This is a genomic window from Microbacterium sp. NPDC057407 (assembly GCF_042803895.1).
Classification (GTDB): domain Bacteria; phylum Actinomycetota; class Actinomycetes; order Actinomycetales; family Microbacteriaceae; genus Microbacterium.
Genome location: NZ_JBHVCA010000003.1, coordinates 532,758 through 549,047, shown reverse-complemented (window position 1 = coordinate 549,047; position 16,290 = coordinate 532,758). Strand labels below are relative to the sequence as shown.

The 16,290-nt window shown below is 72.4% G+C and carries 14 protein-coding genes; 8 read left to right on the top strand and 6 right to left on the bottom strand.

The window, feature by feature from the left end; translation table 11 throughout:
- Positions 1-2: 2 nt before the first annotated feature.
- On the bottom strand, positions 3-1,064 hold the full coding sequence (locus ACFUTX_RS11385) for an enoyl-CoA hydratase/isomerase family protein (RefSeq protein ID WP_378864310.1): 1,062 nt from the start codon (positions 1,062-1,064) through the stop codon (positions 3-5).
- Positions 1,065-1,202: 138 nt separating this feature from the next.
- Here ACFUTX_RS11385 and ACFUTX_RS11380 point away from each other — a divergent pair, with 138 nt between their 5' ends.
- From ACFUTX_RS11380 to ACFUTX_RS11370, 3 genes are read left to right on the top strand one after another with little or no spacing between them, the layout of a single operon-like run.
- The gene (locus ACFUTX_RS11380; RefSeq protein WP_378864307.1) at positions 1,203-2,858 is read left to right on the top strand and encodes an ATP-binding cassette domain-containing protein; all 1,656 of its coding nucleotides are present in this window, start codon (positions 1,203-1,205) and stop codon (positions 2,856-2,858) included.
- On the top strand, positions 2,855-3,673 hold the full coding sequence (locus ACFUTX_RS11375; protein ID WP_378864304.1) for an ABC transporter permease: 819 nt from the start codon (positions 2,855-2,857) through the stop codon (positions 3,671-3,673). The genes ACFUTX_RS11380 and ACFUTX_RS11375 overlap by 4 nt, the downstream gene beginning before the upstream one ends.
- Positions 3,660-4,595 (top strand): hypothetical protein, encoded by a 936-nt coding sequence (locus ACFUTX_RS11370; RefSeq protein ID WP_378864302.1) that lies wholly within the window; start codon positions 3,660-3,662, stop codon positions 4,593-4,595. Before ACFUTX_RS11375 ends, ACFUTX_RS11370 begins: the two co-directional genes overlap by 14 nt.
- Positions 4,596-4,603: 8 nt before the next feature.
- Here the strand turns inward: ACFUTX_RS11370 and ACFUTX_RS11365 are convergent, their stop codons facing one another.
- Positions 4,604-5,077, bottom strand: a complete 474-nt coding sequence (locus tag ACFUTX_RS11365; protein WP_378864299.1) for a hypothetical protein — start codon at positions 5,075-5,077, stop codon at positions 4,604-4,606.
- Between the two features lie 114 nt (positions 5,078-5,191).
- On the opposite strand from ACFUTX_RS11365, the gene cofG reads away from it, so the two are divergent.
- The 5 genes from cofG to ACFUTX_RS11340 are packed head-to-tail and all read left to right on the top strand — an operon-like array spanning position 5,192 to position 11,368.
- Positions 5,192-7,666, top strand: coding sequence for a 7,8-didemethyl-8-hydroxy-5-deazariboflavin synthase CofG (gene cofG / locus ACFUTX_RS11360; RefSeq protein ID WP_378864296.1), 2,475 nt, complete (start codon positions 5,192-5,194; stop codon positions 7,664-7,666).
- Positions 7,663-9,153, top strand: a complete 1,491-nt coding sequence (locus ACFUTX_RS11355; RefSeq protein WP_378864293.1) for a flavin-containing monooxygenase — start codon at positions 7,663-7,665, stop codon at positions 9,151-9,153. The genes cofG and ACFUTX_RS11355 overlap by 4 nt, the downstream gene beginning before the upstream one ends.
- A complete protein-coding gene (gene fgd / locus ACFUTX_RS11350; RefSeq protein WP_378864290.1) occupies positions 9,150-10,160 on the top strand; it encodes a glucose-6-phosphate dehydrogenase (coenzyme-F420) in 1,011 nt (336 codons plus the stop codon). Before ACFUTX_RS11355 ends, fgd begins: the two co-directional genes overlap by 4 nt.
- Positions 10,157-10,882 carry a 2-phospho-L-lactate guanylyltransferase gene (gene cofC, locus ACFUTX_RS11345; RefSeq protein WP_378864287.1) on the top strand — a complete coding sequence of 242 codons (726 nt, stop codon included), beginning with the start codon at positions 10,157-10,159 and terminating at the stop codon, positions 10,880-10,882. Before fgd ends, cofC begins: the two co-directional genes overlap by 4 nt.
- Before the next feature lie 54 nt (positions 10,883-10,936).
- A complete protein-coding gene (locus tag ACFUTX_RS11340) occupies positions 10,937-11,368 on the top strand; it encodes a cupin domain-containing protein (RefSeq protein WP_378864284.1) in 432 nt (143 codons plus the stop codon).
- Between the two features lie 411 nt (positions 11,369-11,779).
- On the opposite strand, the gene ACFUTX_RS11335 is transcribed toward ACFUTX_RS11340, so the two are convergent.
- From ACFUTX_RS11335 to ACFUTX_RS11320, 4 genes are all read right to left on the bottom strand, one after another.
- Positions 11,780-13,282 (bottom strand): DUF222 domain-containing protein, encoded by a 1,503-nt coding sequence (locus tag ACFUTX_RS11335; protein WP_378864281.1) that lies wholly within the window; start codon positions 13,280-13,282, stop codon positions 11,780-11,782.
- 299 nt (positions 13,283-13,581) lie between these two features.
- On the bottom strand, positions 13,582-14,325 hold the full coding sequence (locus tag ACFUTX_RS11330; RefSeq protein WP_378864279.1) for a sulfite exporter TauE/SafE family protein: 744 nt from the start codon (positions 14,323-14,325) through the stop codon (positions 13,582-13,584).
- Position 14,326: 1 nt separating this feature from the next.
- Positions 14,327-15,319 carry a 2-phospho-L-lactate transferase gene (gene cofD, locus ACFUTX_RS11325; protein ID WP_378864276.1) on the bottom strand — a complete coding sequence of 331 codons (993 nt, stop codon included), beginning with the start codon at positions 15,317-15,319 and terminating at the stop codon, positions 14,327-14,329.
- Positions 15,320-15,349: 30 nt separating this feature from the next.
- The gene (locus tag ACFUTX_RS11320) at positions 15,350-16,183 is read right to left on the bottom strand and encodes a uroporphyrinogen-III synthase (protein ID WP_378864273.1); all 834 of its coding nucleotides are present in this window, start codon (positions 16,181-16,183) and stop codon (positions 15,350-15,352) included.
- Positions 16,184-16,290: the final 107 nt, after the last annotated feature.

The window sequence follows — 16,290 nt, the reverse complement described above, 5'->3', positions numbered from 1 at the left end:
GGTCAGCTCCAGAGCGGGATGTCGGGACGATGGCCGAGAGCGGATGCCGCGACGTCCGGTGGCAGGTCGGCGAGCGTCGCCGGCCGCCACCGCGGCGACCGGTCCTTATCGATCACCTGCGCGCGAATGCCTTCGACGAGGTCGGGCTGGGTGGTGGCGAACCACATCACGAGCCCGTACTCCTGCTCGAGCGCGGCGCGGAGCCCGGGCAGCCCGCGCGACCGGCGGATCGACGCGAGAGTCACGGCGAGCCCCGTCGGCGCGAGCTCTCCGAGGAGGTCGGCGGTGGCGGATGCCTCGGCCTCGGGTCGTGCCCGCAGCCGTTCGACGATGTCGAGCACCGTCTCGCCCGCGAAGGCGACGTCGATCCACTCCCGCGCGCGCTCCAGCTTCGACGGCGGCGGCGTCTCGTCGAACAGCAGCACGAGCTCGGTCGGGCTGGACGGGTCGGCGCGCGTCTCGAGGGCGTCGCGCAGTCCGTCGAGGCGCTCCGACGGCACGAAGTGGTCGGCGAAGCCGGCGTAGATCGCGTCGCTGGCGTCCATCACCGCGCCGGTGAGACCGAGGTATTCGCCGAGACGTCCGGGAGCGTGCGCGAGCAGCCACGTGCCGCCCACGTCCGGGGTGAACCCGATGCGGGTCTCGGGCATGGCGAGCTGGGACCGCTCGGTGACGATCCGCACCGCCGCGTGCCCGGCGACCCCGATGCCGCCGCCCATCGTGATCCCGTCGGCGAGCGCGATGAACGTCTTCGGGTATTCGGCGATGCGGGCGTTGAGCGCGTACTCGTCGCGGAAGAACTGCGCGGTGTCGGCGGCTCGGCCGCTCGAGACCCGCTCGGCCAGTCCGCGCACGTCGCCGCCGGCGCACAGCCCGCGCTCGCCGGCGCCGTCGAGCAGCACGAGGTCGACGTCGCTGTCGTCCTGCCACGCATCCAGCGCCGCGTGCAGGCGGTGGATCATGTCGAGGTCGAGCGCGTTGAGGGCGCGCGGGCGGTTGAGGGTGAGGCGGCCGAGACCTCCGGCGGTGCGGGCGAGGACGGTCGGCTCGGAGTCGTCTGTCACGCGGGCAAGGTTACCTTCGGCGCCTGTCTCGGCGGCCGGAGAGGCGGCGTCGTCCGGCGCGTCGGAGACATCTGCTCACTTCCGAGGCGAACTTTCGGCAAAGATATGGGAAAAGCTCACGACGACGAGAGGTTCGGCATGCCCGAAGGACAGGTGCTGGAATTCTCCGCGGTCACCAAGCGCTTCGGCGGCGTCACCGCAGTCTCAGAGCTCTCCGCACGCGTCCAGCCCGGAATGGTGACCGGATTCCTCGGCCCGAACGGCGCCGGCAAGACCACCTCGCTGCGGATGCTGCTCGGCCTGGTCCGCCCGACGGCGGGCACCGCGACGATCGGCGGCGTCTCCTACGCCAAGCTGCCGCGGCCGTTGCAGACGGTCGGTGCGGTGCTCGAGGCATCCAGCTTCCATCCCGGACGTTCCGGAGCAGCGCACCTCACCGTCTACGCGCAGGCCGCGGGGCTGCCCCGGGCGCGGGTCGACGAGGTGCTCGGACTGGTGGGGTTGTCGGATGCCGCGGGCCGCAAGGTCGGCGGATACTCGCTCGGCATGCGGCAGCGCCTCGGCCTCGCGTACGCGCTGCTCGGCGACCCGGGCGTGCTGGTGCTCGACGAGCCGACCAACGGTCTCGACCCCGAGGGGATCCGGTGGATCCGCGGCTTCCTCCGCCAGCTCGCGCGCGAGGGGCGCACGGTGTTCGTGTCGTCTCATCTGCTCGCCGAGGTGCAGCAGACCGTCGATTCGCTGCTGATCATCTCGCAGGGCCGCCTGGTGTTCCAGGGCGGCCTCGACGAGCTGTCCGACCCGGCCGAGCAGGCGACCGTCGTCGACTCCACCGACCGCAAGGCGCTCGCCGATGCCCTGGCCGCCGACGGCATCCCGTTCGAGGTGCTGCGGTCGGGTCTCACCGTGCGCGGCATCGACACCGCATCGGTGGGTCGTGCCGCGGCCGCCGCCGGAGTCGCCCTGACGGTGCTGCAGAAGCGCGGCCCCGCGCTCGAGGAGGTCTTCCTCGATCTGGTGAACGGCACGCGCGTGCACACGAGCGCGACGGCCGGCGACACCATCCCCGCGCTGCCCGTGGGCGGGACGGATGCCGCAGCCGAGACGCTGCCCGGTTCCGATGACACCCCCGACTCCCAGCCCGCCTCCCTGCCCGGTTCGGACGACACCCCCGACTCCCAGCCCGGCTCGGACGACACATCCGACTCCGATCGCGCACCGGTCGCCGATGCCGACGCGGTCTCGTCCGTGGCTGCGGAACTCGACGCCGAGAGCTCCGGCGCCGCTCCCGCTGCCGCGATGGGCGCCGCCGCGGGAGCCGACTGGGCCGAGGGAGCCGAGGGGGCGGAGGACCGGCCCGCCCCCGCGTCGCGGCACTCGGGCTTCGCCGTGGCCAGCACGGGCGTGATCGACATCGTCACGGTCGACGACGAAGAGCCGACTCCCGAGCCGGAGCATCCCGCCTTCGCGGTCGCGAGCACGGGGGTCATCGACATCGTCACCGCCGAGCAGCAGGCGCAGGCCTCGACCGAGCAGTCCGCGAGCGGTGACGATTCCGCCGGGGGCGAGGCATCCGATCCCGTCGACGACCGCCCCTGGGACCCGTACGTCAAGACGGACGCCGACCTCGACGCCGACCGGTTCTTCGCGGCGTTCGACGACGCCGCGAACCGGGCACCCGACGACGTCCCGTCCGACCACACCGACGATCGCGAACCCCGGGACGACGATCAAGCGGCGCACTCCGACGACGACCATGCCGACCGCGACGACGAAGGGGGTGAGACGCGATGAGCCTCACCGCTGCGACCCGCTCCGAGACCACGAAGCAGTTCAGCACGGCGATGTGGTGGGTGCTGGCGATCGTGCTCGCCGTCTACGTCGGGTTCACCGCCGCCGTGCTCGCGTTCGTGTTCGCGGCGTCGGCGACCGGCACGCTCCCCGGCAACGCGCCCGAGCTTCCCGAAGAGGGCCTCGCAGAGACCCTTTACAGCGTGGCGACCTCCGTGGGGTACGTGTTCCCGCTGCTCATCGGCACCCTCATGGTGACGGCGGAGTTCCGTCACAAGACGCTCACCCCGACGTTCCTCGCCACTCCGAGGCGCGGGCTGGTGCTGTGGGCGAAGCTGCTCGTCGGCGTACTGCTCGGCGTGATCTACGGCGTCGTGGGCATCGCCGCATCGGTGGGTCCCGCCGCCGGCCTGCTGTCGGGGTACGGCCTCGAGACCGAGCTGACCACGGCCGACACGTGGGCCCAGATCGGACGGATGCTGCTCGCCTACGTCCTCTGGGTGCTGATCGGCATCGGCGTGGGGGCGCTGGTGCGCAACCAGGTCGGCGCGATCGTCGGCGTGCTGGTGTTCACCCAGTTCCTGGAGCCGGTCGGACGCACGGCGGCCTCGTTCGTCGACGGCCTCTCCGAGGTCACGCAGTACCTGCCCGGCGCCGCCAGCGACGCCCTCGTGGGTGCGAGCGTGCTGACCATGGGCGCCGGGACCGAGCCCACGGGCGGCCTCGAGTGGTGGGCCGGTGGCGCCGTGCTGCTGGGGTACGCGATCGTGCTGGTCGTCCTCGGTCACCTGCTGAGCTGGCGTCGTGACGTCAGCTGACCCCCTTCCGACCGGCCCGGCTCCGGCCGCCGAGCCCCCGGCGCGCAGCCGGCGCCGGCGCTCGCCCCTGCTCATCGTGGTGCTCGCGCTCATCGGCGCGGTCGTGATCGCTGCGCTCGCCTGGCTCGTGGTGACGGTGATCCAGCTGCAGGACGTCATCGAGCGCCAGACCGAGCGGATCGAGCAGCAGGAGGACGAGATCTCGGATCTCAACGACCTCGTCGACGAGCGTGACGCGTTCTCCGCCGCGATGGACGAGTACCGAGAGACGGTCGCCTCGGTGCAGGGTGTGCCGATGGCGGACATCGTCCCGGCCGATGAGGTGCAGGCCCTGAGCGAGACGGCGTGGGAGAAGCGCCGCACCGCCGGGTCGGGCACGGCGAGGGCCGAGCGCCTGCGGGCACTGTCGGCCGACATCGCGGAGCTCCGCACGGCCGCAGAGGCCGAGGCCGCCACCAACGCCTCGGGAACCCTCATGGAGAGCGTGCTCGATCAGGTGAGTCGCGGGTACGCGCGCCTGACGTTCGACGACGTCGACGCGCTCTGCGAGAGGGACGTGGTCGGCTGCGTCACCTCCGACGACCCGTACGTCGTCCACTTCGACCAGGCGGACATGTTCCACCCGTCGATGGACGACTGGGCCCGCCACTACGTGACCCTCCACGAGTTCGCGCACGTGCTGCAGTACACGAACCCCGTGGCGACCGCCGCCGTCGAGTCGTCGTTCGACGACGACTGGGAGTTCATGGCCGACTGCTACGCGCTGCGCGAGCTGAACGCGTGGAGCCTGCACCGCCAGGTGTGGATCAACTCGTACGAGTACTGGGAGAACGATCTCGGTTACGGCCGCGTGTGCGACGCCGCGCAGCGCGAGGTCATCGCCTCCTGGCTGGCCGAGGTCGGCGTGCGCGCCGACGGCTGAAGGACCCCCTAGACCACCGGCGCCGCGGTCGGCGCCTTGCGGGTGCGCGGCTTGCGCACCGGGGCCGCGGGCTGTACAGGCGTCGTCCCGGTCTCTGCCGCGATCTCGACGACGTCGGCCGGCTCGTCGGCGCCCTCGACGCGGAGCGCCTGCACGAGCGCGAGGCCGTGCCGGGTCGTGAGGATGATCCGCTCGAACTCGGGATGACCGTCCAGGTCGATCACGACGCTCGGCCGTCGGCGGCGCACGATCGCGAAGTCGTCGCCGCCCGCCGACCGCCACGTTCCCATCGCGATCACGCCGCGCACGTGCGTGCCGGGGCTCGGCACGCCGCGCAGCCACGTCCACGCGTCGTCGGTGAGCTGCACCTTGCTGATCGCGGAGCGCTCGATTTCGACATTCCCCTTGCGGAATGCCAGCACCCGCTCGGCGCCCGACAGCACGACCTCGAGCCGCGTCGAATCGAGCAGCAGGGTCACCATGCGACTAGTCTGCCAGCGCCCACGGGCGCGCGCGGGACGATTTGCTTACGGGACAGCAACGATCGGCGGCCCGGCACGGCGCCGCACGGTGCCGCACGGTGCAAGACTTGACCGGTGACCTCCGTGGCATCCTCCGTCGTCTCGCCGCCGGACACCGCCCGGGCCCTCGACCGCGCCGCCGCCGGCGAGCGCCTCGGGATCGTCGACGCCGTCGCGCTCCTCGCGGCCACCGGCGACGATCTCGAGCGTCTGCTCCAGATCGCGTCGTCCCTGCGGGATGCGGGGCTCGCGGCATCCGGTCGCCCCGGCGTCATCACCTACTCGCGCAAGGTCTTCGTCCCGCTGACCACCCTGTGCCGCGACCGCTGCCACTACTGCGTGTTCGTCGACACCCCCGGCCAGCTGCTCAAGAAGCACAAGCCCGCGTTCATGTCGCCCGACCAGGTGCTCGCCGTCGTGCGGCAGGGTCGCGCCCTGGGCTGCAAGGAAGTGCTGCTCACGCTCGGCGACCGCCCCGAGGACCGCTGGCCCGAGGCGCGCGCCTGGCTCGATGAGCACGGGTTCGCGTCGACGCTCGAGTACGTCGGCCACATCGCGCGGCTGGTCACCGCCGAGACCGGCATGCTCGCGCACCTGAACCCGGGCGTCATGAGCGCTGAAGAGCTCCGGATGCTGCGCCCCACCGCACCGTCGATGGGCATGATGCTCGAGACGACCTCGCGGCGGCTGTTCGAGGAGCCGGGTCAGGTGCACTTCGGCTCGCCCGACAAAGACCCGGCGCTGCGTCTCGGAGTGATCGACGACGCCGGGCGCGAGCGGATCCCCTTCACCACCGGGATCCTGGTGGGGATCGGCGAGACGCTGCACGACCGCGCCGAATCGCTGATCGCGCTGCGCGACCTGAACGAGAGCCACGCGATCGACACCGAGCAGGGCGAGCGGATCGGGCACGTGCAGGAGGTGATCGTGCAGAACTTCCGCGCGAAGCCGCGCACCGCGATGCAGGGCGCGCCCGACGCCGAACTGCTCGACTACGTGACCGCGGTCGCCGTCGCGCGGCTGGTGATGGGCGCGCGCATGCGGATCCAGGTGCCGCCGAACCTCTCCGACCCGGCCGAGCTCGAGCTGCTCGTGCGTGCCGGCGTCGACGACTGGGGCGGGGTGTCGCCGCTCACCGCCGACCACGTCAACCCGGAGCGGCCCTGGCCGCACCTCGACGACCTGGCGGCGCGGACCGCCGAGCTCGGGTTCGAGCTGCGCGAGCGCCTCACCGCCCACCCCGAGTACGTCCGCGATCCCCGGACCTGGCTCGACCCGGCGATGCACGCACCCGTCGCGGCGCTCGCCGACCCCGAGTCGGGCCTCGCCCGCACGGCCGGAACCACGGATCTCCTCGATTCTCGGCGGCCTGCGGTCAAGGCGGCGGGAGGAACTGCCTCTGACGGCTCCTCCGGACCGTCCGGAGCCCGGTTCGTCCCCGCCGTTTCACCGACCGGCGTCCGGCACCTGGCCGAGAAGGCCGCGTCGGATCCGCTCGCGCTCGACGACGCCGAGTGGGTGACGCTGCTCGAGGCGACGGGAGCCGACCTCGACCACCTCGCCGCCACCGCCGACGACGTGCGCCGGTACACGGTGGGCGAGGCGGTCACCCTCGTCGTGAACCGCAACCTGACCTCGTCCGGCCTGCGGGCGACGCCGGACGACGATCCGGCGACGTTCACGCTCGACGACGTGGCGGAGATCGCCGCGGACGCGGCCGGGCTCGGCGCGACCGAGCTCTGCGTGCAGGGGCTGCTCCCGGCCGCGCTCGAGCCGGGCGGGTACCTCGACATCGCGCGCGCTGTGAAGGCGGCGACCCCCGAACTGCACCTGCACGCGTTCCGGCCGCAGGACGTGCGCGACCTCGCCGACCGCGGCGGGCTCGGACTCGACGGCGCGCTCGCGGCGATGCGCGAGGCCGGCGTCGACACCGTCCCCGGCACCGGCGTGAAGATCCTCAGCGAGCGCGTGCGGCGACTGGTCGCGCCCGGCGACCTCGAGATCGACCTCTGGGTCGAGGCGATGACGGCCGCGCACCGCGCCGGCTTCCGCTCCACGTCGGTGCTGTTCTACGGGCACGTCGAGACGGCGGCCGAGCGGATCGCCCACCTGCGGGCCCTGCGCGACATCCAGGACCAGACCCGCGGGTTCACCGAGTTCGTACCGATCCCCCTCCCCGGGCCGTCCGGCGGCGTCCCGCTCGTGCCGGGCCGGGCACCCCTCGACGAGCACCGCGCGATGGTGGCCGTGTCACGGCTCGCCCTGTCGGGCAGCATCCCGCACGTGCAGATCCCGTGGACGCGCGTCGGGCTCGAGGCATCCGCTGTTCTCCTGCGATCGGGCGGCGACGACCTCGGCGGCACCCTGCTCGACGGCCGCGTGAAGCCCGAAGCCGGAATCGAGCACGGCCTCGAACTGCCGGTGGCGGATGCCGCGGCCCTCGCCGCGCGGATGTTCCGGCCGTTCCGCCTGCGCACGACCGACTACCGCACGCTCCGGACATCCCCGGCCGCACCCGCTTCTCGCGCGACCCCCGAGGACGCGACGTGATCCCGTCGACGACGCGGGTCGAGGTCGCGATCGTCGGCGCCGGGTTCGCGGGGATCGGCATGGCGATCGCGCTGCAGCGGGCGGGTCGCGGCGACTTCATGCTGCTCGAACGAGCGCCGTCGATCGGCGGCACGTGGCGCGACAACACGTATCCCGGCGTCGCGTGCGACGTGCCCGCGCACCTGTACGGCTTCGCCACCCATCCGAACCCGTTCTGGTCGCAGACCTTCGCGCCGGGGGCCGAGATACGCGCCTATCTCGAAAGCGTCGTCACCTCCGAGGCCCTGTGGCCGAAGGTGCGCCTCGGCACCGGGATGCAGTCGGCGGACTGGGATGCCGAGCACGAGGCCTGGCGTGTCGGCACGTCCAGCGGGACGGTGCTCGCCGACGCGCTCGTGCTCGCGTGCGGGCGCCTGACCGAGCCGTCGATCCCCGACATCGTCGGTCTCGGCACGTTCGGCGGGCCGCTGTTCCACTCGGCCCGCTGGGACCACACGGCCGACCTCGCCGGAAAGCGCGTGGCGCTCGTCGGGAGCGGCGCGAGCGCCGTGCAGCTGCTTCCCCGCCTCGCCGAGACGGCGGCCCACGTGACCCTGTTCCAGCGCACCCCGGCCTGGATCGTTCCGCGCGGCGGCGGCGCCTACAGCGAGGCCGACCGCGACCGATTCGCGCGCGACCCGCAGACGCTCGCCGCCCTCCGCGCGGGCCTGTACGCCGAGGGCGAGGATCGCTTCGCGTCGCGATCGGGGGATGCCGCGGCCGCCGCCTCGGCGCGAGGCCTCGCCCTGGCGCACCTGGCCTCGTCGGTGCCCGACCCCGCCCTCCGCGCCGCGCTCACCCCGGACTACGCGTTCGGCTGCAAGCGCGTGCTGCTGTCGGACGACTTCTACCCGGCCGTGGCGTCCGACGCCGTGACACTCGTGCCCGCCGCGCTCACCGCGGTCGACGGGCCGACCGCGATCGCCGCGGACGGAAGCCGCCACGAGGTGGACGCGATCGTCCTCGCCACAGGCTTCGCCTCGACGCAGCAGCCGTACGCCGAGCTCGTGCGCGGGGAGCAGGGGCAGACGCTGTCGCGGCACTGGGCGCTCGGCATGACGTCGTTCGCGTCGACGGTGGTGGCGGGGTTCCCGAACCTGTTCGTGCTGAACGGGCCCAACGCGTCGCTCGGCCACTCCTCGTCGGTCCTCATGATCGAGGAGCAGGCGGGGTACGTGGCGCGCGCCCTCGCCGACCGCGCCGAGCGCGGCGGCGTCCTGCGGGTGTCGGCCGCCGCCGAGGCCGCGTACACCGACGAGATCGCGGCGGCCGCGGCATCCACCCCCTGGCTCACCGGCGGCTGCAGAAACTGGTACGTCGACGAACGGTCGGGGCGGTTGACGCTGCTGTGGCCGGACACCGTCGACGCGTTCCGTGCGCGCCTCGCCCGGGCCGACGGCTCGGAGTTCGAGGCGCTTCCCGCCCCCCTCGAGAGGAGACTGGCATGATCCCCCTGCGGTTCGGATACAAGGCGTCGGCGGAGCAGTTCGGCCCGACGGAGCTGCTCGACTACGCCGTGCTCGCCGAAGAGGTGGGCTTCGACTCGGTGTTCATCTCGGACCACCTGCAACCCTGGCTGCACGAGGGCGGGCATGCCCCGGCATCCGTTCCGTGGCTCGGGGCGCTGGGCGCGCGCACGTCGCGGGTGCTGATCGGCACCTCGGTGCTGACGCCGACCTTCCGGTACAACCCGACGGTGGTGGCGCAGGACTTCGCAACCCTCGGCGTGCTGTATCCGGGGCGGGTGATCCTCGGCGTCGGCACCGGCGAGGCGCTCAACGAGGCGAACCTGGGCATCGCGTGGCCCGACCCGCCGGAGCGCTTCCAGCGGCTGAAGGAGGCGATCGGCCTGATCCGGCGCCTGTGGTCGGAAGACCGGGTGAACTTCGACGGCACGTACTACCACGCAAAGAACATCACGATCTACGACAAGCTCGACCAGCCGGTGCCGATCTACATCGGCGCGGCCGGCCCCGCGGCGACCCGCCTGGCGGGACGGATCGCCGACGGCTTCATCACCACCAGCGGCAAGAAGCGCGAGCTGTACACCGACACGCTGCTCCCGGCGCTGCACGAGGGTCTCGAGAAGGCGGGGCGCGCCCCCGACGCGATCGACACGCTGATGGAGATCAAGGTCTCGCTGGACGACACCATTGAGGCGGCGAAGGAGAAGACCCGGTTCTGGGCGCCGCTGGCGCTGTCGCCCGAGGAGAAGATGGGCGTCGACGACCCCATCGAGATGCAGCGCCTGGGCGAGCAGCTGCCGATCGAGCGCGCCGCTTCGCGGTTCATCGTGTCGGACGACCCGGACGAGCACGTCGAGCGCATCGGGTGGTACATCGACCTCGGCTTCCGTCACCTCGTGTTCCACGACCCGGGGCACGACCAGGAGGCGTTCCTGCGGCGGTACGGCGACGAGATCCTGCCGCGGCTGCGGGCGAAGTACGGCGCGTGACGCCGCTGTTCGGGCGGCGGCGCAGCGCGAACTCCGCCGAGTCGGAGCGAAAGGCGGCAGCTGGTGCCTCTTCGGCGGGCGCCGCCGCCGGGACGGAGGAGTCGGTGTCGCGGCGGTGGGTGGTCGTGGTGCCGGTCAAGCGCTCGTCGCGCGGCAAGTCGCGGCTGGATGTGCCGGGGCTCGACCGTGCGGCGCTCGCGCGGGCGATCGCGCTCGACACGATCGACGCGGCCAGCCGGTGCGCGGCCGTGCTGCAGGTCGTGGTCGTGTCGGACGATCCCGAGCTCGCGCGCGAGTCGGCGACGATCCCGGCGCTGCGGTTCGTGCCCGAGGGCGAGCCGCACGGCCTCGACGCCGCGGTCGCGACCGGGATCGCGGCGATCGACCCGGGAGGACGGATGCCGCGCGCCGCACTCCTCGGCGACCTGCCCGCGCTGCGACCGGCCGATCTCGCCGACGCGCTGCGGGCCGCGGCATCCGTCGACCGTGCCGTCGTCGCCGACGCCGAGGGGACCGGCTCGACGCTGGTGACCGCCCGCGCCGGGGTCGAGTGGGCGTCGTCGTTCGGTGAGGGGTCGCTCGCACGGCACGTCGCGCTCGGGTGCACCGCGCTGGAGATTCCGGATGCCTCGACCCTCCGCCGCGACGTCGACACCGCCGAGCAGCTCGGGGCGGCTGCGGCGCTCGGCCTGGGTCCTCGGACGGCGGGACTGCGCGGCTGAACGCGCAGCGGACGGCGGGGTCGCCGTGTGCGGCTGCCGCGCTAGCCTGAGCGGGTGGCTGACTACCAGGTTCTGAGGATCGGCGGGCTCGACGAGTGGCGCTCGCATCACGGCGGATTCAAGCCGGAGACGTCGCGCGAGGGGCGCCGGGTCGTCGATCACGAGCTGACCATGCAGTTCATCGGGATGACGGCCAACGCCTTCGCGCCCGGCGAAGAGGCCGGTTACTGGCACACTCACGCGCGGGTCGAGGAGCTCTACGTCTTCCTCGCGGGGCGTGGGCAGATGGGCCTCGACGACGAGATCGTGGAGGTCGGGCCGGGGACGGTTGTGCGTGTGGGCCAGCGGGTATGGCGCACCTGGCGGGCGGTTCCCGACAGCCCGGAGGAGCTTCGTTGGCTGTGCATCCGCGCGGGTGGCGAGGAGCTTCCGCATTTCCCCGACGACAGCCGGCGCGACCCCGACCGCCCGTCGCCCTGGGCGTGATCTGGGCCGTGCTGTGATGCGTGCTGTCTTGTGATGCGTGCTGTGCTGTGATGCGGACTGTTCTGTGATGCGGACTGTTCTGTGAAGCGGACCGTTCTCTGGTGCCTTCTGGCGGCGGTCGCTGCCGCGGTTCTGTTCGCCCCAGTCCTGGGCGGCGGGTGGTGCGCTGACGCTCCGCTGGCCGAAGCCAGCTACTGCGAGACATGGACGCGCTCGATCGTCGGCATTGACACCAGCATCTGGCTCTGGCTCGCAGCGACCACGGTGCTGGTGGCGGGGACGTGGTTGTGGGCGCGCCCACGCCGGCCCCGCCGCCCACGCCGGCCGCGCCGACCGCGCCGCCGCTAGGCCGCCGCCGCTAGGCCGCCGCTAGGCCGCCGCCCCGGCGACCTGGTTCAGCCATCGCTTCGTTCATCCGCTGGAAGGCGCGCCCGCCGCGGACCGGCCGCAAGGGGGCCGGTGGTGAGCTGGCACGAATCTCGTCCGAGGCGGTGGGCGATCGATGTACGTGCGGCCCAACGGACTGGTCCACTCCAGAACGCCGCCTGGATCCTGCCTCACCTGCCAGGCGGTGTGGTGCTTGAGGGTGTGATGCCGACGGCACAGGTGCGCGAGGTTCTCGGCGGCAGTCGGCCCGCCGTGCTGATGGTCGACCGTGTGATCGACGTCGGAGCGCCACACCGGCATGCGACAGCCCGGGAAGCGACAGTGTTCGTCACGTGCGCGGAGGTGGCGGCGTTGCGCCTCGGTCGGAAAGCGCCGGTCGACGGCGAGGACGTCGCCCGTTACCGGATCGGTGAGCACCCGATCCCACAGCGTGGCCGCGCCGAGCAGGCGCCGAGCCGTCGCGGGGTCGATCGGCGACCGCCCGGCGAGCACCGGCGCCGGGCCGGCGTCGCCGACGAGCGACTCGAACGGCACGGTGACCTGCACGACAGCCCTGAGCGCATCGACCCCCTCCCCGCCGTGGCGGTCGATGTCTGCGATCGTCGGGAGGCCCGTCAACAGGAGGTCGCAGAGGGCATCGGCGCGACGCTGATCCGTGGTGCGGTCGTCGAGCACATCGTGCGGGGCGTCGCTCGGGGACTGCTCAGAACCGATGCGCGTCGACGAGGAACCCTCTCTCGTCGCTGACAGGTCCATCTCATCGGCAGAGGCAGACGGGGGTTTCGCGATGCGCGTCAGGCGATCGTGGATGCCGTGGGCGAGAACAGAAGGGAGCAGCGCCCACAGCTCGGACATGCCGTCCTCGACGTCGCGAACCGTCACGCGGCGCGCGCCCCTTGCCTGGACGTGACGCTCGGCGATCGAGGTGGGCATCGCCTCCTCTGCGATCGACGCAGCGACCACCCGCAGCCGGCCTGTCGTCAGTCCGGTCGCTCGATCGAGGACCGCCGTCTCGTACCAGGCACGGGCGTCGTCTGAGTCGAGGCGGGCGCCGCCATCGGCGACTACGCGCGCGTGGGGCAACGAGAGCCGACCGCTCGCAAGCGCCTCCATCGTCTGCGGGAAGCGGTCGCGCATGACCAGCGCATCGTTCATCCGCTGTTCGACCGTGCGGTCGGCAAGACCCACCGCGCACGCGAGCTCAGCCGCGGCGCTCCGCACCGAGAGCGCTGCGTCGTCGCGCCGCGTGCCGTCTTCCAGCGCGAGCTCGAGCGCCTCAGCGAGCAGCCGCACCTGCACCCCTTGCCATCGGGCGAGCTGCTCGGCGGCGTTCTCCCACTCGAACAGGAGCTCCTCGCGGCGGGAGGCCGCGACATCCCACCGATGGCGGTACTCCGCCGCCGGTACCGCGAGGGCCACCGGGGCGTGCTCCGCCGGCTCGTCCCACGAATCAGCGATCGCCATGCGCTCAGCCCACAGCAACTCCTCGACGTCGGGGTCGAGTGTGTCGGGGTCGGGGGCGAGCATGAGTCCATTGTCGCAGGGGCGTCCGACATTCCTTCTGACCTGCGGGACGCGCGGTCGAACAAGATTCGTGCATATGTTCTCCGCACAGCACTCGGTCGCCCTCCACCGGCTCGTCCGACCTGTGGGCGCCCACCCGTGAGCGGAACGGAAAAGCAAGGAGATGCGCGCCCCCGGAGCACGGCCGAGCGCCACTGCGCGGCGTGTCTCCTGTATTTCCGACGACCGCTGGCGCGGAGACCGCGGAACCCACACCCCACAACAGCCCCGACCGCATCCGGCCGGCAGCATCCGGCCCCGCCTCACCCGACCAGCAGGTACACCGCCCCCACGACGGTGAAGCCGATCACCAAGCGTTCGAACGCGCGCTGGTCGATGCGTCCGGCGATCCAGCGGCCGAGCAGCGCCCCGGCCACGACGGCGGGCACCAGCAGCAGGTCGATCAGCAGCCCCGCGGGAGTGATGAGCCCGAGGCCGACGGAGAACGGCACCTTGAACACGTTGATGATCGCGAAGAACCAGGCCGCCGTCCCGAGGAACTCCTTCACCGGAAACCTCGCCGCGAGGAAGTACATCGACATCACCGGGCCCGCCGCATTCGCCACCATCGTGGTGAACCCGGCCGTCGAGCCGTAGGCCGCGGCCGCGACGGGGTGCGGCCGGTCGACCTCGACGCCCGCACTCATCCGGCGGCGGAACAGCGTGATCGCGATCACCGCGAGGAGGATCACCCCGATCGCCCGCTTCACCCACGTGTCGTCGGCGAACGCGAGGAACACGACCCCCACGAGCACGCCGGCGACGACGGCCGGCGCGAGCCGCAGCAGTTCGCGCCAGTTCACGTGCCTGCGATACATCGTCACCGCGAAGAGGTCGGCCACGATCAGCAGCAGGAGGATCGTGCCGGTCGACTGGCGCGCTGAGAGGACCGCCGCGAAGATCGCGACCGCCACGGTCCCCGCGCCAGGGATTCCGGTCTTCGACAGCCCGATCACGATCGACGCGAAGGCGAGCAGCGCCCACCCGTACCAGAGCAGATCGGGCACGTCAGCGCCGAGCCGCCGCGAGCGCGGCCTCGACGATGCCGGCCGAGGCTGCGGCATCCGTCATCCACAGCGGAACGACGGACGGACGGATGCCTCGTGCCGCAACCTCGTCGGCGAGCCCGCGGTCTTCCTCGGCGAGCAGCCAGGCGTCGAGCAGCCCGCCGTCGCCGCGGGCGCCGTACAGTCCCGCGACCGCCGACGCCGATGTCTCGACGCCGATCGCGGTGAGGCACACGTCGGCCATGCCGCGCACGACCCGGCCGCCGATGATCGGCGACACGCCCACCACGGGCGCTCCCGTCTCGCGCAGCGCATCGCGGACACCCGGCACGGCGAGGATCGGACCGATCGACACCACGGGATTCGACGGCGCGATCAGGACGACGTCGGCCGTGGCGATGGCTTCCCCTACCCCGGGGGCAGGCACCGCCTCGGCGATGCCGGGGTTTTCGAAGCCCACCGGTTCGAGCGTCGCACGGTGACGCGTCCACCACTCCTGGAAATGCATCGAGCGGATGCCGCCACCCTCCCGCACCGTCACGACGGTGTCGACCTCGCTGTCGGTCATGGGCAGCAGCCGGGCTCCCAGATGCCAGCGCCGCGACATCCGCTCCAGCACCTGAGTGGGCGTCAGACCCTCGCGGAGCCAGCCGGTGCGCGCGAGGTGGGTGCCGAGGTCGAGGTCGCCGAGGGTGAACCAGGGCCACCCGGCGCCCCAGGCCTGGAGCTCCGCGTTGACGCGCTCGGATTCGCCGGCGCGCCCCCACCCGCGCTCGGTGTCGTTGACGCCCGCGAGCGCGTAGGTGATCGAGTCGATGTCGGGCTGGAGCCGGATCCCCGAGAGCCAGAGGTCGTCGCCCGTGTTCACCACGACCGTGAGGGCAGCGGCGGTGTCATCGACCCCGCGACGCCGCAGGGCTTCGCGTGCGCCGAGGACGAAGCGCGATCCGCCGACGCCGCCCGCGAGCACGACGATGCGCGGCGGCGGCGTCACCGGTCGGGGCCCGGGGTCATCGTGTGCCGGTCAGTCCCGCCGCGGCAGCGGCACGGCGCCGGTGCGGGGCGCGAACTCGTCGGCGGCGTGCGGCAGCGAGAAGCGGGCGACCGCGTCGATGAGCGCGTCGACCGTCTGAGCTTCGGCGACCACGTCGACCGGCAGGCCGGCGCGGCGCGCGTCTTTCGCGGTGCGCGGGCCGATCGCGGCGATCAGCGTCGCCGCCGGGATCTCGGGGAATTGCAGGTGAACCTGCTCGGCGACGGACCCGCTCGTCACGAGGATCGCGTTGATCCGACCCGACCGGACGTCTTCGGCGATGCGGTCGGTGACCGGAACGCCGACGGTGCGGTACGCGACGACGCTGCGGACCCGATGGCCCGCCTCGGCCAGCATGCGGGTGAGCACCGGCTTGGCGATCTCGCTGCGCAGGGTGAGGATGTCGCGGGGCTCGGGCTCGAGCGCGATGAGCTGCTCGGCCATGCCGGCCGCCGAGTTGTCTTGCTCGGGGACGAGGTCGACCCGGTAGCCGACCGCGAGGAGCGCGGCCGCGGTCGTCTCGCCCACGGCGGCGATCTTCGTCGTCGGGGGCACCACCGCCCGGTAGGCGTAGAGCACGTCGACCGTCGTGGCGCTGGTGACGGTCAGCCAGTCGAACGCCCCGGCGGCGAGATCGGCGAGCGACTGCTCCAGCGTCTCCTGGTCGTTCGTCGGCGCGAAGTTTATGAGCGGCGCGATGACCGGCGTCGCGCCCTGGCGACGCAGGCTCGCGGCCACGCCGTCGCCCCAGGGGCCGCCGCGGGGCACCAGGACGCGCCAACCCGCGAGGGGCTTGACGGTCACGGGGTGTGAGGCTGTGTTCATGGGGTCGACTCTCGATGGTGCTCAGTCGGCCGCCCTTGACGTCGAGCAGCCGATGCGCGATTCGAATCGGGCTCGCGCTCTCGGCAGCATTCGCACCATTGCACTGC